The organism is Streptomyces sp. NPDC055632 (genome assembly GCF_053618675.1).
The window spans coordinates 123,308-144,017 of record NZ_JBSHHY010000020.1; the positions used below are offsets into that span (position 1 = coordinate 123,308).

Below are 20,710 nucleotides of genomic sequence, written 5' to 3' on the forward strand. Positions count from 1 at the left end.
GGGGGGGGGGGGAGCGGGTGTGTAAACGCCAACGGCCGGGGCCGCCGAAATCCCGGCGGCCACGGCCTTTCGAAGTCACGAGAGGGGTCAGACGGTCTCGGGGAGCTCGTCCAGGCCCTCGGCGACCAGCTTCGCGAGACGGTCCAGAGCGGCCTCGGCGCCCTCGGCGTCCGACGCGAGCACGATCTCCTCGCCGCCCTGCGCGCCCAGGCCGAGCACCGCGAGCATGGAGGCGGCGTTCACGGGGGTGCCGTCGGACTTGGCGATCGTCACCGGAACGCCGGAAGCCGTGGCGGCACGGACGAAGATGGACGCGGGGCGGGCGTGCAGGCCCTCGGCCCAGCCGACGTTGACGCGGCGCTCAGCCATGGTGTTGCCCTTCAAGTCTCAAGCGGGTTGTCTAGACCAGTCTCTCACGGGATGCGCGGTGCTCACGCCGACCTCCGGCCCGCACCGGACCGCCTCTCGGCTCCCCCCACCTTGCAACGCGCACCCCCGCCGCGCGACCGGTGCCCCAGGCGTGTCCCGGCCGTAGGCTGACCCCATGCAGAGCGCGTCGGAGCAGTCGGAAGCGGCGGAACCGCAGGCGGAGCCGGTGCGGTCCGCGCCACCGGAGCACGCCTACCCCGACCACTGGGAGGCGGACGTGGTGCTCCGCGACGGCGGCACCGCGCGCATCGGGCCCATCACCACCGACGACGCCGACCGGCTCGTCAGCTTCTACGAGCAGGTCTCGGACGAGTCGAAGTACTACCGCTTCTTCGCCCCCTACCCGCGCCTCTCCGCCAAGGACGTGCACCGCTTCACCCACCACGACTTCGTGGACCGGGTGGGACTCGCGGCGACCGTCGGCGGCGAGTTCATCGCCACCGTCCGCTACGACCGCATCGACGACCGCGGACTGCCCGCCTCCGCCCCGGCCGACGAGGCCGAGGTCGCCTTCCTCGTCCAGGACGCGCACCAGGGCCGGGGCGTCGCCTCCGCCCTGCTCGAACACATCGCGGCGGTCGCCCGCGAGCGGGGCATCCGGCGCTTCGCCGCCGAGGTGCTCCCCGCCAACACCAAGATGATCAAGGTCTTCACCGACGCGGGCTACACCCAGAAGCGCAGCTTCGAGGACGGCTCCGTGCGGCTCCACCTCGACCTCGAACCCACCGACCGGTCCCTCGCCGTCCAGCGCGCCCGCGAGCAGCGCGCCGAGGCCCGCTCCGTACAGCGGCTGCTCACCCCCGGCTCCGTCGCCGTGGTCGGTGCCGGCCGCACGCCCGGCGGCGTCGGCCGGACCGTCCTGCGCAACCTCGTCGGAGCGGGCTTCACCGGACGCGTGTACGCGGTGAACGCCGCGCTCCCCGAGACCGGTGGCGACACCGGCGACGGAGGCCCGGCCGAGCTCGACGGGGTCCCCGCGTACCGCTCCGTCGGCGCCATCGGCGAGCCCGTGGACCTGGCGGTCGTCGCCGTCCCCGCCGAACGGGTGCCGGAGGCCGTCGCGGACTGCGGCGAGCACGGGGTGCGGGGTCTCGTCGTCCTCTCCGCCGGATACGCCGAGAGCGGTCCGGAGGGCCGCGAGCGGCAGCGCCGGCTCGTACGGCAGGCCCGCTCGTACGGCATGCGGATCATCGGCCCCAACGCCTTCGGCATCATCAACACCGCCGACGACGTCCGGCTCAACGCCTCGCTCGCGCCGCAGATGCCGGCCGCCGGGCGGATCGGGCTCTTCACCCAGTCCGGCGCGATCGGGATCGCCCTCCTCGCCGGACTGCACCGGCGGGGCGCCGGACTCTCCTCCTTCATCTCGGCCGGCAACCGCGCCGACGTCTCCGGCAACGACTTCCTCCAGCACTGGCACGACGACCCCGGCACCGACGTCGTCCTCCTCTACCTGGAGTCGATCGGCAACCCCCGGAAGTTCACCCGGCTCGCCCGCCGCACCGCCGCCGTCAAGCCGGTCGTCGTCGTCAAGGGCGCCCGGCACAGCGGCAGCGCCCCGCCCGGCCACCGGGTGCCCGTCACCCGCATCCCGCACGCCACGGTCTCCGCGCTGCTCCGGCAGGCCGGGGTGATCCGCGTCGACACCGTCACCGAGCTCGTCGACGCCGGGCTGCTCCTCGCCGCCCAGCCGCTCCCCACCGGGCCCCGGGTCGCGATCCTCGGCAACTCCGAGTCGCTCGGCCTCCTCACGTACGACGCCTGCCTCACCGAGGGGCTGCGCCCGCTGCGGCCCCTCGACCTGACGACCGCGGCGGTCCCGGCGGACTTCCGGGACGCGCTGGCGGCGGCCCTCGCGGACGAGACGTCCGACGCGGTCGTCGTGACCGCGATCCCGTGGGTCGGCGAGGACGGCGCCACCGAGTTCGGCGACGGCGAGGTCCTCGCGGCGGCCCTCCGCGAGGCCGTCGCCTCCGCGCCCGCCCCGACGAAGCCGGTCGTCGTCGTCCACGTCGAGATGGGCGGCCTCGCGGAGGCCCTGGCGGTGGCGACGAGCACGAGGCCGCCGGCGGCGGGGCGGGGGGCCGGAGCGAGTACGGGTATGGGTGCGAGTACGAGCGCGGGTACGGGTACAGGTGCGGGCGTGGGGGCCGGCCCCGGCGCGGGTGCTTCCGCGGGGGAGAACCGTTCCGCCGGAGCCGGTGCCCCTGTACCCGCCACGTCCGAATCCCTCACGCCCGGAGCCGCCACCGCCCCCGGAGCCGCCGCCCCTGTACCCACCACGCCCGGACCCTCCGTATCCGCCGCGTCCAGCCCTGCCCCGCCCGCATCCGCATCCGCATCCGGATCCGGATCCGCGCCCGGCCCCGTATCGACGACCGCGTCGCCCGCCGTCGAGCCGGCGCCGCAGCCCGGTCCGGTCCGGGGCCCCGGGCCGGTCACCATCCCCGCCTACCCCGCCGCCGAGCGGGCCGTGCGGGCGCTCGCCGAGGCCGTGCGGTACGGGCAGTGGCGGCGGCAGGCGGCCGAGCCCGGGCGGGTGCCCGAGTACGAGGACATCGACGAGACGGGGGCCGCCGCCCTGATCCGGCGGGTGCTCGGCGGCGCGGAGGCGGACGCGCGGGGCGTGACCCTCGGCACCGACCAGGCCGGCGAGCTGCTGGCCCGGTACGGGATCACCGTCCTGCCGACCCTGCCCGCCCCCACGCCCGACGACGCCGTCGCGGCCGCCGCCCGGCTCGGCTACCCCGTCGCCCTCAAGACGACCGCGCCGCACCTCCGCCACCGTCCCGACCTCGGCGGCGTCCGGCTCGACCTGGCCACCGAGGAACAGCTGCGCACCGCCTACGCCGAGCTGACCGAGGTCCTCGGCAAGCCCGAGGAGCTCCAGCCGGTCGTCCAGGCCATGGTGCCCCGGGGCGTCGACACCGTCGTCCGCTCCGCCATCGACCCGGCCGTCGGCGCCGTCCTCTCCTTCGGCCTCTCGGGCGCGGCCTCCGAACTCCTCGGCGACACGGCCCACCGCCTTGTCCCGGCCACCGACCGGGACGTCGCGGAACTCGTCCGCTCCCTCCGGACCACCCCGCTGCTCTTCGGCTGGCGCGGCTCCGCCCCCGTCGACACCCCGGCCCTGGAGGAACTCCTCCTCCGGGTCTCCCGGCTCGTCGACGACCACCCCGAGGTGGTCGCCGTCTCCCTGGAGCCGGTGGTCGTCGCGCCCCGGGGCCTCTCCGTCCTCGGCGCGACCGTCCGCCTGGCCCCGCCCCCGCCCCGCACGGACCTCGGCCCGCGCAGCCTGCCGAACTACTGACGGAGGAGTCGGATGTCACAGCCCCCCGCCCTTCCCGCGGCCCCGCCGCCCCCGCAACCGGCCGAGCCGTCCTTACCCGGGGCTTAGGATGGAGTCCATGGCGAAGACCGGTACGACGACCCAGGGGCTGCGCGCGGCGATCGAGCGCAGCGGCTACTACCCGGCCCTCGTGGCCGAGGCGGTGGAGGCCGCCGTCGGCGGCGAGGCCGTCGCGTCGTACGTGGTGCACCAGGAGACCACCTTCGACGCGAACGAGGTCCGCCGCCACGTCACCGTCCTCGTCCTGACGCCGAACCGCTTCATCGTCAGCCACACCGACGAGCAGGCCGCCGACACCAGCTCCCCGACCCCGTACGCCACGACCTCCACCGAGTCCGTGAAGCTCGACCGGATCTCGTCGGTCGTCGTCAGCCGCGTGGTCGCCAACCCCGAGTCGTACACGCCGGGCACCCTGCCCCGCGAGGTGGTCCTCACCATCGGCTGGGGCGCCGTCTCCCGCATCGACCTGGAGCCCGCGGCCTGCGGCGACGCCAACTGCGACGCCGACCACGGCTACACCGGCAACGCCACCGCCGACGACCTCAGCCTGCGCGTGAGCGAGGCCGGGGACGGCCCGGACACCGTCCGGCAGACCCTCGCCTTCGCCCAGGCGCTCTCCGAAGCCACCGCGGCCACCGCCGCCACCGCCCGCTGATGGCGCAGCCCGCCGCCGTGTCCCACGGCTGGCCCGACGACCCGGTCCCGCTCGCCCCGGAGACCGCGCCGGTGCCCGAGTACGCCACCGGCTCCCTCGGCGACCTCCTCCCGACGCTCGTCGCGGGCCAGGAGGTGCCCGGCTTCGCCCCGCGGATCGCCGAACTCGCCCCGGCCGACCGGAACTGCGTCTTCCTGATCGACGGGCTCGGCTGGGAGCAGATCAAGGACCACCCGGACGAGGCGCCCTACCTGACCTCGCTCCTCGGCTCCTCGCGGGGCGGCACGGGCCGTCCGATCACCGCCGGTTTCCCCGCCACCACCGCGACCTCGCTGGCCTCCGTCGGCACCGGCCGCTACCCGGGCACCCACGGGCTGCCCGGCTACACCGTGCGCAACCCCGACACCGGCGAGCTGATGAACCAGCTGCGCTGGAAGCCGTGGACCGCGCCGCGCGTCTGGCAGCCGTACCCCACCGTCTTCCGGCTCGCCCACGAGGCCGGGGTCCACACCGCCCAGGTGTCCTCCCCGATCTTCGAGCAGACCCCGCTCACCCAGATCGCGCTCAGCGGCGGGACGTTCCACGGGCGGCTCTCCGGCGAGGAGCGCATGGACTTCGCCGCCGAGCAGCTCGCCGCCGGCGACCGCTCGCTGGTCTACACGTACTACAGCGAACTCGACGGCGCCGGGCACCGCTTCGGCGTCGACTCCGACGCCTGGCGCGGCCAGCTCATGTTCGTCGACCGGCTCGTGCAGCGGCTCGCCGAGCAACTGCCGCCCCGCTCGGCCCTGTACGTCACGGCCGACCACGGCATGGTCGACATCCCCTTCGACGAGCGGCACCGCATCGACTTCGACGAGGACTGGGAGCTGCGCGCCGGCGTCGCCCTCCTCGGCGGCGAGGGACGCGCCCGCCACGTCTACGCCGTGCGCGGCGCCGAGGCGGACGTCCTCACCTGCTGGCGCGAGGTCGTCGGCGAGCAGTTCTGGGTCGCGAGCCGCGACGAGGCCATCGCCCTCGGCTGGTTCGGGGACGAGGTCGACGAGCGCGTGTACGGGCGGATCGGGGACGTCGTCGCGGCGGCCCACGACGACGTGGCCATCACGGCCTCCGTCAACGAGCCCCACGAGTCCGCGATGGCCGGCATGCACGGGTCCATGACCCCCGCCGAGCAGCTCGTCCCGCTGCTCGAAGTACGCTCCTGACCCCCACCCTCCCTCTTCTCCACGCCCCGAAAGGTCCCCGCCCCGTCATGCCCGAGCTGGTCTTCTTCTCCGGAACCATGGACTGCGGGAAGAGCACCCTGGCGCTCCAGATCGCCCACAACCGCGACGCGCGCGGCCTCCAGGGCGTGATCTTCACCCGTGACGACCGGGCCGGCGAGGGCAAGCTGTCCTCCCGGCTCGGCCTGGTCACGGAGGCGGTCGAGGCGCCGCGGGGCATGGACGTGTACGCGTACCTCGTCGGCCAGCTCTCCCAGGGCGGCAAGGCCGACTACGTGATCGTGGACGAGGCGCAGTTCCTCGCCCCCGAGCAGATCGACCAGCTCGCCCGCATCGTCGACGACCTCGGACTGGACGTCTTCGCCTTCGGCATCACCACCGACTTCCGCACGAAGCTCTTCCCCGGCTCGCAGCGGCTGATCGAGCTGGCGGACCGCATAGAACAGCTCCAGGTCGAGGCCCTGTGCTGGTGTGGCGCCCGGGCCACGCACAACGCCCGTACGGTGGGCGGGGAGATGGTCGTCGAGGGCGAGCAGGTCGTGGTCGGCGACGTGAACCGCCCGGCGGAGGAGATCGGTTACGAGGTCCTCTGCCGCCGCCACCACCGCAAGCGGATGACCGCGGCCTCGGCGCACGCGGGCGCCCTGTCTCCGGACGTCCTCCCGGTCAACCACGCCTGACGCGTCTCCGGTCCGGCTCCGGTACGGACAGCATCAGCTCGGCGCGGCCGACCGGGTCCGCACGGGGTCCTGGGCCGTGAAGCGGAGCCGTTTCACCGGGCGTGCCGTTGCCGTTGCCGCTGCCCGCTGCCCGTCGTTCCGCGGACGGTTCATTCCGCCGGAGGCGCCGTCAACTCGTCGAGCACGGCGCCGGTCACCGGCGCCGTCCCCGTCAGGGTCCCCAGCAGGGCCCGGGCCAGGACCGTCGCGGTGCCGATGCGGGTGTCCTCCCGTTCGTCGCCGGTGATCCTGTCGATCACCGCGTCCCGTACCGCCCGCGAGGCGTCGAGGTCCCCGAAGAGGTCGGGGAAGGAGAGGGCCATCACGCACACGCCCACGTTGGCCGAGAGGATCGACCGGCCGGCCAGTTCGGGGGGCATGCGCAGGCGTCCGGCGTCACGGCAGCGTTCCACGGCCTTCAGCAGGATCGCCTGGGCCTCCTTGACGGCCTGCGGCTTCGCGTCGCCCGCCGGCGCGAACATCAGGCGGTAGAGGTGCGGGTTGCGCAGCGCGAACGCGACGTGACTGTCCCAGGCCGTGCGCAGGTCCGCCACCGGGTCGTCGGTGAGCGGGTTGCGCCTCTTCTCGGCGAGGAAGCGCGCGAAGCCGAGGTCGGCCACCGCCGTGAGCAGCCCCTGCTTGTCGCCGAACTGGCGGTAGATCTCGGGCATGCCGACCTTCGCCCGGTCGCAGATGGCCCGGGTCGAGATCGCCGGGGCGTCCTTGGTGGCGAGCAGTTCCTCGGTGGCTTCCAGGATGCGCTCTCGGGCCGTCGACATGTTCCCACGGTAGCAGCGCTAACAGGTCGGACCTGGGTGAATCCCCTGGGCGGGCGGTGGTGCCGTAGCGGTGTCCGGATCTTTGTAATCGATGATTACGAGTTGTGTTAGCGTTGAAAACGTTCGCGGGCGGCCCCGTCGGAGCCGTCCCGCCCCGCCCGACCGGAAGGAACCGCCATGACCGCGTCCACCACCCTGCGCCAGGTGATCGGCCTGCCCCAGGAGCCGCCGCGTCTGAGCGAGTCGGTCCTGATCATGATCGACTTCCAGAACACCTACCGCACCGGCGTCATGCGGCTCGACGGGGCCGAGGAGGCCGTGGCCGCCGGCGCCCGGCTGCTCGCGGCCGCCCGCGCCGCGGGGACGCCGGTCGTCCACGTCGTCAACGACGGCGGCGAGGGCACCCCGTACGACATCCGGGCCGAGATCGGCTCCCTCAGTGACGAGGTCGCCCCGGTCGAGGGCGAGAAGGTGGTCGTCAAGCGGTTTCCCGACGCTTTCCACGCCACGGAGCTCGAAGAGGTCCTGAAGGACCTCGGCGCCACCGGCGACCTGGTCCTCGCCGGGTTCATGACCCACATGTGCGTCCTGTTCACCGCCCAGGGCGCCTTCAGGCTCGGCCACCGCCCGACCGTCGTCGCCGAGGCCACCGCCACCCGCCCCCTGGAGGCGCCGGACGGCACCGTCCTGCCGTCGGCCGCGCTTGCGGCCGCGAGCCTGACGACGGTCTCCGACCTGTTCGGCACGGTGGTCCGCACGGTCGACGAACTCGTGGACCCGGTGCCGGTCGCCTGATCCGTCCGGGGCACACGGCACCGGGAGTTCACCCGGGGTGTGCCCGGACATCTCCCGCCGATCGATTGCGGGTCGCCCGCCTCGGCGGTAATGGCGTCCGGCCCGTGCGTGACGACCCCACCTCCGGGCGTTCCGCGCCGTACGACCCCTGGAGGACGTGTGCCCCCCGCCGCCGCCGAGACCGTGCTCGACGAGGTCGAGGGCGAGGAGGACGCGGGCCCCGGGCCCCGGGCCGCGGCCCCGGCCCGGGGAGCGCGGGCCGCGGGCGCCGCCGCCCTGCTCACCGCCGTGCTGTTCTGCCTCGCCACCGCGCTCTCCCGCAGCCACCCCTTCGGCCCGGTGACCAGGAACATCGTCGACCTGGGCCAGCAGTACCTGCCGTACCACGCCTACTGGCGCTCCTTCCTCCTCGGCGAGACGCACGGCGACGCCTTCCTCAACTGGAACTCCGGCTTCGGCTCCAACTTCCTCGGCGACATCGGCACCTACCTGAGCAGCCCCGTCGACCTGCTCGTCGTGTTCTTCCCGGCGGACCGGATCGAACTCGCGCTGTACGTCGTCACCGCCGTCAAGATCACCACCGCCGGAGCCGCCATGGCGGCCCTGCTCCTGCGGCTGCGCCCCGGGCCCTGGCCGGTCGCCGCCCTGCTCGGCACCGCGTACGCCCTCTCGGGCTGGACCTTCAACTTCGGCTCCACCGTCCCGATGTGGCTCGACGGGCTCGTCGCCTTCCCGCTGCTCTGCCTGGTCGGCGAGTGGGCCCGCACCGCCCGCCGTCCCGTCCTCGGACCGCTCGTCGTCGCCCTCGCCTGGACCGCCAACTTCTACACCGCGTACATGGCGACCCTCGGCGCGGCCGTCGTCCTCGCCGTCCGGCTGCTCACGGCCGAGGAGACCGCCACCCTCCGGCAGCGCCTCGCCGGGGCGCTGCGCGCCACCCGGGGCGTCCTCATCGGCGTCGGACTCGCCGCACCGCTCGTCGTGGTCGTCTTCCTCGGCACGAAGACCGCCGACCCCACCCCGGAGGTCACCTTCGCCCCCGCGGCCTGGACGGACGTCCTCGCCCGCTTCCTGCCCGCCACCGCGAGCACGTCGAGCCCCGCCCTCTTCATCGGCACGCCCGCCCTGCTCCTCGCCCTGACCCTGCCCTTCAACCGGGCCGTCGCCCCGCGCGTCCGGGCCGCCCTGACGGCCGCCGTCGTCCTGGTGGCGCTCTCCCTCCAGTGGGAGCCCACCCATCTGCTCTGGCACGCGGGGGCCTCGCCCAACGGCGTCCCGTACCGCCAGGCCTTCGTCCTGTGCGGCCTGCTGCTGGTCGCGGCCTGGTTCTCGGTCGCCGGGGGAGTGCCCCGGCCGGCCGCGCTCCTCGCGGGCGGCGCCCTGCTCGGCGCCCTCGCGCGGGCGGCCCGGGGGAGCGTCGACATCGACCGGTGGACCTTCCCCGCCTTCGGCGCGGCCGCGCTCCTGGCACTCGTCGCCGCCCTCCTCGCCCTGGCGGCCGCCCGCAAGGGCTCCGCCGGCGCCCCCCGTCTCCTGTCCGCCCGCGCCCTGCCCCTCCTCGCCGTGGTCCTGCTCGTCGCCGCCCAGGCGGGCGAGGCGGCCGTCACCGGGAAGCGGATCGAGGAGCGGCAGCGCGACAAGGTGGCCTGGTCGCCCCGGACCGGACCCTGGCACGAGGCCGCGGCGCGCGAGGCTGCCCGCGCGGACGCCTGGCCCCGGCACCGCACGGACCCCGGAGAGGTCCCCGGCGGCAACGACCCCCTGCTCGTCGGCGGGCAGAGCGCCGAGTACTACAGCAGCCTCACCTCCGGGGCGACCTCCCGGACCCTGATCTCCCTGGGCTTCGGCTCCTACGCTAAGGGCCGCCACCCGGTCACCCTCGACAACCCCGTCACCGACGCCCTGTTCTCCGTCGGCACCCGGATCCGCTCGCGCCCCGCCGAGCCGGTACGGAAGGACGCGCCGCCCCGCGCGACGGTCACCGCCACCACCGTCCCCGTACCGCCGCTGGTGACCGTCCGTCCGTCGCCGCGTCCGGCCGGGCCCCGGGGGGACTCCGCCTTCGCCCGGCAGGAACGCCTGCTCGGCGCCTCCGTGTACGAGCTGCCCGCGCCACGCCGCACCGGCGGCACCCTCACCGCCCGCTGTCCGGCCGGCTCCCACGTCTGGTTCTGGGCGCCCGACTACCGGGGCACGGCGGCCCTCGACGGCGGGGAGCCCGTGAAGTTCGACGGCAGGCCGCCGGCCGTCAGCGCGGCCATGGGCGCCCTCGGCACCGTGCCGGACTCCGGCGAGGTGCGGATCGCGCTCGGCCCCCAGGGCAGGGCGCGGCTGCCCCGGCAGCCGGTCGGCTGCCTGGTCCGCGCCCGGCTCGACTCCGCCGTGGACCGGCTCACCGCCACCGGCGCCACCCGGGTGCGCACCACCGGACACACCGTCACCGCCGAACTCCCGCCGGGCAGTACGGGCGTCGCCGTCCTCGCCGTACCCCGGATCTCCGGCTGGAGGTGCGCCGCCGGAGACGCGGACCTCCGCCCCGCGCGCGCGTACGAGGGCCTCGTCGCCGTCCCCCTCGACGGGCGGACGGACACGGTCCACTGCTCCTTCCGGCCGCCGGGCATCAAGCTGGGCGGCGCCGTCGGCGCCGCCGCGCTCCTCGCGCTCGTGGCGACGGGACTCCTGCACCGCGGGCGCACCCGTGGGCGGACCCGTGGGTGACGGGCCGGTCCGGGTTCCCCGGGAGGACGGAGAGAGTTCACCCGGCGTGCACGCGAGGCTCGTTCGCCCGGAGAAGCGGAGCGTTACCGTACCCGCCGTCCACGGCGTCCAACAGACCGATCCAGTGTGGGGAAACCGAGTGCCGAAACTGTCCGTCGTCGTACCGTTCCACAACGTCGGGGCCTACGCCCCCGACACCCTGCGCAGTCTCGCGAACAACGCGGACCCCGCATTCGAGTTCCTGCTGGTCGACGACTGCTCGACGGACGACACCCCGGAGATCCTCGACCGCTGGCGCGACCGCCTGCCGAACGCCACCGTCATCCGGCACGAGACCAACCGGGGCGTCGCCCAGGCGCGCAACACCGGGATCGACGCGGCGCGCGGCGACTACCTCACCTTCCTCGACGGGGACGACTGGTACGCGCCCGGCCACCTGAGCGCCGCCGTCGCCGGGATCTCCCGCCTGGACTGCGACTTCGCCCGCACCGACCACGTCCTGTCGGAGGGCCGGAAGCGCCAGATCCGCTACGCCCCCGCCAAGCGGCGCGACACCGTGATGGACCCCAGGGACGGCATCGCGCCGGCCAGCATGGTGACGATGGTGGACTACCCCTTCGTCCCCTTCGGCATCTACAGCAGCCGCCTCTTCGCGAACGGCGAATCCCGTTTCGAGACGTCCCTGAGGACCGCCGAGGACCGCCTCTGGGTCTGGCGGCTCCACCTCAAGGCCCGCACGTTCGCCGCGCTCTCCCTGCACGGCGTCTTCTACCGGCGGGGCGTCACCACCTCGCTCACCCAGATCACCGACAACCGGCAGCTGGACTTCATCCCCTCGTACGACCTCCTGCTCGACGAGGTCTCCCGGGACGCCGAGGCGGACCGGTTCCTCCCGAAGGCGGTCCGCACGTACTGCGCGATGATCGCCTTCCACATGGGCAAGGTCGCCACGTACGACCCCGCCGTCGCCAGGCAGCTGCGCGCCGACGTCGGTGACGCGCTGCGCCGGATGCCGCAGCGGGTCCTCGACGAGACCCTCGCCACCATCGACACCCGGCGCGGCACCCTCCTCCGGAGCCTGCGCGAGACCGGAAGGACCGCCTGACCCATGGCCCCCGACACGGACACGGCCTTCGAGAAGGCTCCCGACACGGCCTTCGAGAAGGCTCCCGACACGCGCCCCGCCCCGGCTCCCGGCGCCCGCCCCGTCCAGATCTTCCAGGTGTCCACCCTCTACGGCGCCGCCACCCTGGCCGCCGCCCTCGACGCCGGGCAGTTCGGCCCGCGCGGGGACGCCCGTCGGCTCCTCCTCGTCTCGCACAACGCCGAGATCCCGGAGACCGCGCTGCGCCTGGAGACCATGACCGGCTACGGACGGATCGCCGCCCGCTTCGACGGCACCCTCGACTGGAACGAGACGATCCACCCGTACCACCCCGCCGCCTGGGCCCCCCGCCCCGAGGAGGCTCCGCTCTGGCAGCGCGTGCTGCGCACCGCCTGGGACCTCGGCGACGCCCCGGTGGAGCTGGTCGTCGAGTCCATCCAGGTCAACCCCGCGAAGGCGCTCGCCGGCGCCTTCCCCGAGAGCTCCCTGCACGTCTACGCCGACGGCCTGATGAGCTACGGCCCCACCCGCAACGACCTCGCGCAGTCGATCGCCTGCCGCATCCGGCGGGTCCTCCACCTCGACCTGGTGCCCGGCCTGCGCCCCCTCCTCCTGAGCGAGTACGGCGTCGAACCCGAGCTCGTCCCCGACGACGCCTTCCGCGCCGTCCTCGCCGAGATCGCCGAGGAGGCCGCCGACGATCCGGCGCTCGCGCGGGCGGCCGCCGCCGGGCCCACGGCCCTCCTGCTCGGCCAGTACCTCGCCGCCCTCGGCCTCCTCACCGCAGAGGAGGAAGAGGAGCTGCACGTGCGGATGCTGCGCGGGGCGGCCGCCGCCGGACACCGCTCGATCGTCTTCAAGCCGCACCCGAGCGCCCCCGTCCGCTACTCCCGGGCCCTCGACGAGGAGGCGGAACGGACCGGCGTGCGCCTCACGGTCCTCGACGGGCCGCTGCTCGCCGAGACCTTCTACGAGCGGTGCCGGCCCCGGCTGGTCGTCGGCTGCTTCTCCACGGCGATGCTCACCGCCGCCGTCCACTACGACGTGCCCGTCGCGCGCGTGGGCACGGCCGAGGTCCTCGCACGGCTCACCCCCTTCGAGAACAGCAACCGCATCCCGCTCACCGTCGTCGACCACCTCGTCGCGGACCTGGAGCGGGGCGAGGAGCCCGCCGTCCCCGGCCCGGCCCCCGCCTCGCTCACGCCCCTGGTCCGGGCCGTCGGCTACTGCATGCGGCACGGGAGCCACCCCGGCCTCCGGGAGGAGGCCACCCGCTTCCTGGCCGCCCACCACGACGCCCCCGGCACCGCGCACCACTTCGACGCCGAACGGCTGACCCTGCTCGGCCTGCCGGGCGGAGCGGCCGGACCGGCCCCGGGCGCCGCGTCCCGGCTGCGCCGGAGCCTCGCGCGGAGCCGCCGCGGCTGATCGGCCGCGGCGGGCGTCCGGGCCGGCGCCCGCCCGATCAGCGCCCGGCCGACCTGACCAGGGTGAAGACCGCGCCCTCCGGGTCCGCCACCACGGCCAGCCGCCCCGCCGTGCCGTCGCGCGGCGGGGACAGGACCCGGCCGCCGAGCTCCACGACGAGCCGGGCGGCCGCGTCCACGTCGGCCACCTCGAAGTACGTCATCCAGTGCGGGCCCCGGTCCCGGGGCAGCGCGTCGCCGACGCCGTGCAGGGAGGCCACGGGGGTCCCGTCCACGAAGAGCGTCGCGTAGTCGTTCCCGGGCGAGTCGGCCGGCTCCAGCTCGAAACCGAAGACCGTCCGGTAGAACTTGCCGATCGACGACTCGTACGTGAGCAGCTCGTTCCACACCGGGGTCCCCGGCGGTCCCGCCGTCGCCGTGCCGTGGTGCGCCTTCGCCTGCCAGACGCCGAAGACCGCGCCGGTCGGGTCGGAGCAGATCGCCATGCGGCCCGCCTCGCCCGCGTCCAGCGGGCCCACCGCGACGGTCCCGCCGCAGCCCCGGACGCCCTCGGCCGTCTCGTCGGCGTCCCCGGTGGCCAGGTAGGGGGTCCAGGCGATGCGCAGGTGCCGGTCGACCGGCAGCCGGCCGATGCCCGCCACCTCCTTGCCGCCGAGCAGGGCGCGGACGTACGGCCCGAGCTGCTCGGGGCCGGGCACGAACTCCCAGCCGAAAAGCGCTTGGTAGAACTCCTGCGTGGCGTCAAGCCCGTGCACCATCAGGCTCACCCAACAGGGTGTGCCGGGTGGGCGCCGAGTCGCCTCGGTCATCGTCACCCTCTCCTCGGACCATCGTCGTGGCCGTGCCCCCTTCCGGCGGTGAAACCGGTGGTGGCGCGGTGCGCCCCGGACGCACCACGTCGCGGCGCGCTCCCGCGGGGAAGACGCCGGGTCCGTCCCGCGCGGCCGTGCGGCTGCGCGAGTATGGCATCCATGAAGCCCATCATCTCCGCAAGCGAACTGCTGAGCGAGTCGGCCGGAGTCCGGCCGCCGGTCCTCCTGGACGTCCGCTGGGCACTCGGCGGCCCGCCCGGACGGCCCGCCTACGAGGCCGGTCACCTGCCCGGAGCGGTTTACGTCGACCTGGACACGGAACTCGCGGGACCGCCCGGGAGCGGCGGCCGCCACCCGCTGCCCGACCCGGAGGCCTTCGGCGCCGCGATGCGCCGCGCGGGCGTCTCGGCGGACCGACCGGTCGTCGCCTACGACGGCGGCTCCGGCTGGGGCGCCGCCCGCGCCTGGTGGCTGCTCCGCTGGGCGGGCCACCCGGACGTGCGGGTCCTGGACGGGGGTCTCGCGGCCTGGACGGGCGAGCTGACGGAGAAGGTCCCGGCGCCCGAGCCGGGCGACTTCCGGCCGCGGCCGGGCGCCCTCGGCCTGCTCGACGCCGACGGGGCGGCGGCGTTCGCCCGCTCGGGGCTGCTCCTGGACGCGCGGGCGGCCGAGCGCTACCGCGGTGACGTGGAGCCGATCGACCGCGTCGGCGGGCACATCCCGGGCGCGGTCTCGGCCCCGACGACCGGGAACGTCGACGCCGAGGGGCTCTTCCTGGCCGCCGACGCCCTGCGGGACCGGTTCGGGGCCCTGGGCGCGGACGAGGGGACCCCGGTCGCGGTCTACTGCGGCTCCGGCGTCTCCGGCGCCCACGAGGTCCTCGCCCTGGAGATCGCGGGCATCCCGGCCTCCCTCTACGCGGGCTCCTGGTCGGAGTGGTCCGCCGACCCGTCCCGCCCGGTGGCCACGGGCCCGGACCCGGAGTAGCGCGCACCGACGGCGGCGGCCGGGCCGCACGCACGCGCGTGGCCCGGCCGTCGTCGGCCGGACAAGCACCCGCACGCGCGTGGCCCGGCCGCCGTCGGTCAAACAAACACCCGCACGCACGCGCGTGGCCCGGCCCACCAGTGCTCAAACGCACGTGCGCACGCGGAAGGGGCCCGCGCCGTGACACCGGCGCGGGCCCCTTCCGTACGCCTCCGTACGCCTCCGTACGCCTCCGTACTTCCGTACGGAGGTCAGTCCTGCTTCTTCCTCCGCGTGCCGAAGACGATCTCGTCCCAGCTCGGCACCGCCGCGCGCCGCCCCGGGCGGACGCCGTCCGCCTCGGCCTGGCGGTCCGTGGTGCCGGTGAGGCGGTCGCGGTGGCCCGAGACAGCGCGGGGCATGAGGACGTCGGCGTACGCGGCGCCCGCGCCCGCCGAGGCGGCCGGGGCCGGCGGCTCCTCCGCCTCGGGCTCGTCCGAGGGCTCGGAGTCCGGCTGCTCGGGCACGACCATGTCGCCCCGGAAGCTCGGCACGGCCTCCAGGAGGCTCGTCAGGGAGTCCCGCTCGTCCTCCGCCTCGGGCGGCGGCGCGGGGGCCCGCTCCAGCTGGCGGTCCAGGGCGCGGTCGAGCGGCCGGTCCCGGGGCAGCCGGGCGATGCGCGGCACGAACGGGAAGCTGGGCTCCGGCGCGGCGGCGATCGTGTCGTCCGTCTCGCCGATCAGGGCCCGCGCCTCGTCGTCCACGGCCTGGACGAGCCGCCGGGGCGGGTCGTACGTCCAGCTCGCCGTGTGGACCTCGCCCGCGACGCGGTAGACGAGCAGCACCTCCCAGGTGCCGTCGTCCCGCCGCCAGGAGTCCCACTGCACGGTGTCCTTCTCGGCGCCGCGCAGCAGCAGCCGCTCCTGCACCGCCTCGCCGAGCTGCGGGCCGCTGTTCTCCCCGGGCCTGCGGACGGGGGTCTTGCGGGCCCGCTCCGCCATGAAGGCGCGCTCCGCGAGCACGGGGCCCTCGAAGCGGCGCACGCGGTCGACGGGGATGCCGGCGAGCTGGGCGACCTCCTCCGCGGAGGCACCGGCTCGTATCCGCGCCTGGATGTCGCGGGGGCGGAGGTGGCTCTCCACCTCGATCTCGATCTGGCCGAGGCGCGCGCGGTCGTTGCGCACGGCGGCGCGGAGCCGCTCGTCGATCGGAAGTGTGTACTCCGTGCTGTCAGCAGCCTTCAGCACCAGTCGTGTGCCGTCGTTGGAGACGGCCACGACACGCAGTTCGGGCATGGGGACCTCCCGGGTGGTGCCTGCCGACGTCACGTGCGTCGCTGCTTCCGCTAGTCGAGTGTGGCCTGCCCGGGTGCAGCCTGCCACTACCTTGCCGAGTTGCCCGCGTGTCGGGCGTGGACCCTGGAACGCCGTTATGGCACGGTTACCTGTTCGCTACGCGGAGTGACTGGCGGTCACTCTGTGCAGCCGGTTCCCGCGCGATGCCGAGCGCCGCCGGTTCGAGCGCCGTCTCCGGCCCTCTTCCCGTGCTCCCGGGCACCCGTGAGGGCGTCCGGACCCAGGTTTCGTCAATGTACTCCATTCGGGCCACCTGGGTGGACCGGCGCGCCGCTCAACTTCTCGGACGGCGCGGGAGTTGAGTCTCCGCGATCTTCCCCCTCACGTGTCGCTCTTCACAGAAACAGTGGAAACGGAACCATTCGCTTCCCCCATTTGTCCCTTCTGGGTGCAAGGCACTCGGATGAGCCAGCAGGGGTTGGAGATGCGCCACGGGCCGGAGACCGACAGGGACGAGCCGAAGGAGGCGGAGGCGGAGGAGCGCGGGAAGGCGGGGGAGAAGGGCGAGGAGGACGGCAGGAGAAGGGTCGACCTGAGCGTGGCCCAGGTCTCGGGCAGCGCCCTGGCCGCGGTCATCGCCGCCAAGCTCGCCTCGACCCTCGGGGTGTACGGCACGATCATCGGCGCCGGTGTGATCAGCGTCATCGCCACCTGCGGCGGTCCGCTCTTCCAGTACGTCTTCCGGCGCACCGGCGAGCAGGTCCGCGACGCGACCGCCGCCGCCCGGCCGAGGACCCGCCGGCTCCCGCTCGCGGCCCGTGCCGCGTCCGCCCGCACCGCGTCCGGATCCGTGGCCGGGTCCGCGACCGGAGTCCCGCCCCGCCTGGACGACCCCACCCTGCTGCTCGCCACGGTCCCGCCGCCCCTCCCGGAACGGGAGGAGTTCGGCGAGGCGACCACCCACGGCACCCGGGTCCGGGGCTGGAGGCGCCCGGCGATCGCCGCCGCCCTGGTCTTCGGCGTCACCATGGGCGGCATCACCGCCTACGAGCTGGTCGCCGGCGAGGACTTCGGCGGCCGGCAGGGGACCACCACCTTCGGCTCGGCCGTCCGCGGCGGCGGGGGCGGCGGACAGGACGCGCCGGACCCGGGCGGGGAGACCACCCCCGCGCCCTCCGGCTCCTCCGACGGCACCGGACGCCCCGGGGACGGCACCCCCTCTCCGTCGGGACCGGGAGCCACCCCGAGCCCGGACGGCCGGAGCTCCGGGCAGCCGGACACCGGGCGGACCGGGACCGGGAGCCCGTCGGCCGAGCCGACCCCCTCCGCCCCCACCGACGGCGGGACGACGCCCTCGCCGGGGCCGACCGGCCCCACCACGGGACCGACCGCCCCGACCCGGGAGCCGTCCACCGGCACGGGACCGACCGGGGACCCGTCCGCCCCGTCGGCCCCGGCGGGACCCGACGCGGGGACCGGCCCGGAGCCCGGAGCCGAATGACGGAACCGGACGACGGAGCCGGACGGCGAAACGGCCGCCACGCACCCGCGTGGCGGCCGTTTCCGTACTCGGGGGCGCTCTCAGTCGCCCAGGATCCGCCGCAGGTGGTCGTTGGCGAAGAGCCGGTCCGGGTCGAGCCGGTCGCGCAGCGCCGTGAACTCGGCGAAGCGCGGGTAGACCCCGGAGAGGTAGGCGGCGTCGCGGGTGTGCAGCTTGCCCCAGTGGGGACGGCCCCCGTGCGCCGTCATGATGCGCTCCACCGCGGTGAAGTACGCCCGGTGGGGCGTTCCCCGGTAGAGGTGCACGGCGATGTAGGCGGTCTCCCGGCCCGAGGCCGTGGACAGCGCGATGTCGTCCGCCGGGGCCGTGCGCACCTCCACCGGGAAGCTCACCTTGAGCGGCGACCGCTCGACCATCGCCTTGACCTCGCGCAGCGCGGCGACCGCCGCCTCGCGCGGGAGCGCGTACTCCATCTCGACGAAGCGCACCCGGCGCGGCGAGGTGAAGACCTTGTACGGGATGTCGGTGTACGTACGGGCCGACAGGGCCCGGCTGGAGACCTTGGCGAGCGCGGGGACGACCGGCGGCACCGCCTTGCCCAGGGAGCAGGCGAGCTGGAAGACCCCGTTCGAGAGGAGCTCGTCCTCCACCCAGCCGCTGATCCGCCCGGGAGGGGCGGCCGGGCCCGCGCTGCGATTGTTGCGCTTGGTGTTGCAGTTGTCCGTGTGGGGGAACCAGTAGAACTCGAAGTGCTCGTTCTCCGCGTGCAGCGCGTCGAACTCCGAGGTGACCCGGTCGAAGGACATCGGCTCCTCGCGCGCGGTGAGCAGGAAGACCGGCTCCACCGCGAAGGTGATCGCGGTGACCACGCCGAGCGCGCCGAGCCCGATCCGGGCGGCTGCGAAGACCTCCGGATTCTCCTTCTCCGAACAGGTCAGCAGCTGTCCGTCGGCCGTCACCAGTTCGAGGGCGCGGATCTGCGCCGCTATCGACGCCGACTCGCGGCCCGTGCCGTGCGTACCGGTGGAGACGGCCCCGGCGACGGTCTGCTCCATGATGTCGCCCATGTTCGTGAGCGACAGGCCCTCCCGGGCCAGCGCCACGTTGAGCCGCTTCAGCGAGGTCCCCGACTCGACCGTCACGGTCATCGCCTCGCGGTCGATCCGCCGGATCCCGGTCAGCAGCCCCGGCCGGATCAGCACGCCGTCGGTGGCCGCGATCGGGGTGAAGGAGTGGCCGGTGCCGACCGTCTTCACCCGCAGCCCGTCCTCGGCCGCCCGGCGCACCGCCTCGGCGAGCTCCTCGGCCGAGGCCGGACTCACCTCGCGGGCCGGGCGGGAGGTGACGTTCCCCGCCCAGTTACGCCACGGACCGCTCGCCGTCCCGGCGCTCCCCGGCCCCGCTGTCCTCGTCCCGCTCACGCTGCCCCTCCCGGTTCGGCGCCGGCCTGCGCAGCCGGCGGTGTCCGAGAAGACCCACCGCGACCGCGACCGCGCCCGAGACGACGGGCACCACGTACCCCGCCTCCGCTCCCGACGCGTCGACCACCCAGCCGGCGGCCGAGGAGCCGAGCGCCACGCCGATCGCGAGACCCGTACCCGTCCAGGTCATGCCCTCGGTCAGCTTGGTGCGCGGTACGTGCGCTTCGACGAGGGCCATCGTGGTCACCATGGTAGGTGCGATGGAGAGGCCCGCGACGAAGAGCGCCACGGCCAGCAACGGCAGGTTCCCGGCCAGTAGGAGGGGGATCATACTCACGGCCATCGCGCAGACGCCCAGCAGCCACCTGCGGGACGGATCGCCCTTGAGGTGGAGCAGCCCGAAGACGGCCCCGGCCAGACAGGAACCCAGCGCGTAGACGGCCAGGACGAGGCTGGCGGCGGCCTTGTGCCCCCGCTCCTCGGCGAAGGCCACGGTCACCACGTCCACCGAGCCGAAGATCGCGCCGGTGGCGACGAAGGCGAGGACCAGGACCCGCAGACCGGGGGAGCGGAGCAGGGAGGCGTTCCGCTCGCCGCTCCGCCGGGGGTGCGGCCGGGGCTCCGTGGAGCGCTGCGCGGTCAGCCAGAAGACGCCGATCGCGAGGAACATCCCGGCGAGCAGCGGACCGGCCTCGGGGAACCAGGTCGTCGACAGGCCGATGGAGATGATCGGGCCGAAGATGAAGCACACCTCGTCGACGATCGACTCCCACGAGTACGCCGTGTGCAGGCTCCGTCCCTCGCCCCGGTAGATCTCCGCCCAGCGGGCCCGGATCATCGCGCCGACGCTCGGCACGCAGCCGATCACGGCGGTGAACACGAAGAACGTCCAGTCCGGCGCCCCCTGCTGCACGCAGAGCAGGAGCCCGGCGCCCGCGGCGAGCGACACCAGCGTCACCGGCCGGAGCACCCGGCGCTGCCCGTGCCGGTCGACCAGGCGCGAGACCAGCGGGCCGAGGACGGCGGCGGACATCGCGAGCGTCGCCGAGAGCGCGCCGGCGAGGCCGTACCTGCCGGTGACCTGCGAGATCATGGTGACGATGCCGATGCCCATCATGGACAGGGGCATCCGGCCGAAGAACCCGGCGACGGAGAACGACGCGGTTCCGGGCGCCGCGAAGATCGCGCGGTAGGGACTGGGCAAGAGGGTCTCCGGAATCTCCGTGCTTCGGAGCTGGCTCCGCGCGACGACTCGGCACGTGCCCCTGCGACCGCCGGACACGCGTAGTTAATAGCTAAAGCCTACGGCTTTGAACTGAATGGGTCATCCCTCTTTTCGGACGACCGGCGCCGACGGCCGTCACGGCCCCTTCCGCCGGGCCGCGCCCCCCGCCGCCGCGGCCGGGTGGCAGGATCGGTGCCATGTCCGATCAGCACGATCCCGCCCCGTACGACGCCCTGCTGCTGCTCTCCTTCGGCGGCCCCGAGGGGCCGGACGACGTGGTCCCGTTCCTGG

General features: G+C 74.6%; 16 protein-coding genes. 10 read left to right on the forward strand and 6 right to left on the reverse strand.

The genetic code is table 11. The features are described from left to right. Window positions 1-87: 87 nt before the first annotated feature. The gene (locus ACWGSR_RS24370; protein WP_030222698.1) at window positions 88-369 is read right to left on the reverse strand and encodes an HPr family phosphocarrier protein; all 282 of its coding nucleotides are present in this window, start codon (window positions 367-369) and stop codon (window positions 88-90) included. A gap of 175 nt (window positions 370-544) precedes the next feature. Between ACWGSR_RS24370 and ACWGSR_RS24375 the strand changes: the two genes are divergently transcribed. From ACWGSR_RS24375 to ACWGSR_RS24390, 4 genes are all read left to right on the forward strand, one after another. Continuing rightward, the gene (locus tag ACWGSR_RS24375) at window positions 545-3,739 is read left to right on the forward strand and encodes a bifunctional acetate--CoA ligase family protein/GNAT family N-acetyltransferase (protein ID WP_453568919.1); all 3,195 of its coding nucleotides are present in this window, start codon (window positions 545-547) and stop codon (window positions 3,737-3,739) included. Between the two features lie 97 nt (window positions 3,740-3,836). Next, entirely contained in the window at window positions 3,837-4,433 is a 597-nt protein-coding gene (locus tag ACWGSR_RS24380; protein ID WP_366378143.1) for a DUF5998 family protein, read from the forward strand. Next, the gene (locus ACWGSR_RS24385; RefSeq protein ID WP_376245977.1) at window positions 4,433-5,638 is read left to right on the forward strand and encodes an alkaline phosphatase family protein; all 1,206 of its coding nucleotides are present in this window, start codon (window positions 4,433-4,435) and stop codon (window positions 5,636-5,638) included. Before ACWGSR_RS24380 ends, ACWGSR_RS24385 begins: the two co-directional genes overlap by 1 nt. 47 nt (window positions 5,639-5,685) lie before the next feature. Further along, window positions 5,686-6,336: a thymidine kinase gene (locus ACWGSR_RS24390; RefSeq protein ID WP_121828415.1), complete on the forward strand. Its 651-nt coding sequence runs from the start codon at window positions 5,686-5,688 to the stop codon at window positions 6,334-6,336. A 149-nt stretch (window positions 6,337-6,485) separates the two neighbouring features. Here the strand turns inward: ACWGSR_RS24390 and ACWGSR_RS24395 are convergent, their stop codons facing one another. Further along, a complete protein-coding gene (locus ACWGSR_RS24395) occupies window positions 6,486-7,154 on the reverse strand; it encodes a TetR/AcrR family transcriptional regulator (protein ID WP_453568962.1) in 669 nt (222 codons plus the stop codon). A 177-nt stretch (window positions 7,155-7,331) separates the two neighbouring features. Here ACWGSR_RS24395 and ACWGSR_RS24400 point away from each other — a divergent pair, with 177 nt between their 5' ends. The 4 genes from ACWGSR_RS24400 (at window position 7,332) to ACWGSR_RS24415 (ending at window position 13,200) form a co-directional block, all read left to right on the forward strand. After that, on the forward strand, window positions 7,332-7,949 hold the full coding sequence (locus ACWGSR_RS24400; RefSeq protein ID WP_453568964.1) for an isochorismatase family protein: 618 nt from the start codon (window positions 7,332-7,334) through the stop codon (window positions 7,947-7,949). A gap of 159 nt (window positions 7,950-8,108) precedes the next feature. Continuing rightward, window positions 8,109-10,667, forward strand: coding sequence for a YfhO family protein (locus ACWGSR_RS24405; protein ID WP_453568966.1), 2,559 nt, complete (start codon window positions 8,109-8,111; stop codon window positions 10,665-10,667). A 139-nt stretch (window positions 10,668-10,806) separates the two neighbouring features. Beyond that, a complete protein-coding gene (locus ACWGSR_RS24410; protein WP_376245988.1) occupies window positions 10,807-11,772 on the forward strand; it encodes a glycosyltransferase family 2 protein in 966 nt (321 codons plus the stop codon). Between the two features lie 3 nt (window positions 11,773-11,775). Continuing rightward, entirely contained in the window at window positions 11,776-13,200 is a 1,425-nt protein-coding gene (locus tag ACWGSR_RS24415; protein WP_453568968.1) for a polysialyltransferase family glycosyltransferase, read from the forward strand. Window positions 13,201-13,237: 37 nt separating this feature from the next. Here ACWGSR_RS24415 and ACWGSR_RS24420 read toward each other — a convergent pair whose 3' ends face one another. Then, window positions 13,238-14,008 (reverse strand): VOC family protein, encoded by a 771-nt coding sequence (locus tag ACWGSR_RS24420; RefSeq protein ID WP_376245994.1) that lies wholly within the window; start codon window positions 14,006-14,008, stop codon window positions 13,238-13,240. 162 nt (window positions 14,009-14,170) lie between these two features. Between ACWGSR_RS24420 and ACWGSR_RS24425 the strand changes: the two genes are divergently transcribed. Further along, on the forward strand, window positions 14,171-14,998 hold the full coding sequence (locus ACWGSR_RS24425; protein WP_376245997.1) for a sulfurtransferase: 828 nt from the start codon (window positions 14,171-14,173) through the stop codon (window positions 14,996-14,998). Window positions 14,999-15,249: 251 nt separating this feature from the next. Here the strand turns inward: ACWGSR_RS24425 and sepH are convergent, their stop codons facing one another. Continuing rightward, window positions 15,250-16,305 carry a septation protein SepH gene (gene sepH / locus ACWGSR_RS24430; protein ID WP_366378152.1) on the reverse strand — a complete coding sequence of 352 codons (1,056 nt, stop codon included), beginning with the start codon at window positions 16,303-16,305 and terminating at the stop codon, window positions 15,250-15,252. Between the two features lie 430 nt (window positions 16,306-16,735). Between sepH and ACWGSR_RS24435 the strand changes: the two genes are divergently transcribed. Next, window positions 16,736-17,773: a hypothetical protein gene (locus ACWGSR_RS24435; RefSeq protein WP_453568971.1), complete on the forward strand. Its 1,038-nt coding sequence runs from the start codon at window positions 16,736-16,738 to the stop codon at window positions 17,771-17,773. A gap of 80 nt (window positions 17,774-17,853) precedes the next feature. Here ACWGSR_RS24435 and ACWGSR_RS24440 read toward each other — a convergent pair whose 3' ends face one another. Then, entirely contained in the window at window positions 17,854-19,194 is a 1,341-nt protein-coding gene (locus tag ACWGSR_RS24440; RefSeq protein ID WP_376242094.1) for a D-arabinono-1,4-lactone oxidase, read from the reverse strand. After that, window positions 19,133-20,398 (reverse strand): MFS transporter, encoded by a 1,266-nt coding sequence (locus ACWGSR_RS24445; RefSeq protein WP_453568973.1) that lies wholly within the window; start codon window positions 20,396-20,398, stop codon window positions 19,133-19,135. Before ACWGSR_RS24445 ends, ACWGSR_RS24440 begins: the two co-directional genes overlap by 62 nt. Between the last annotated feature and the right edge of the window lie 312 nt (window positions 20,399-20,710).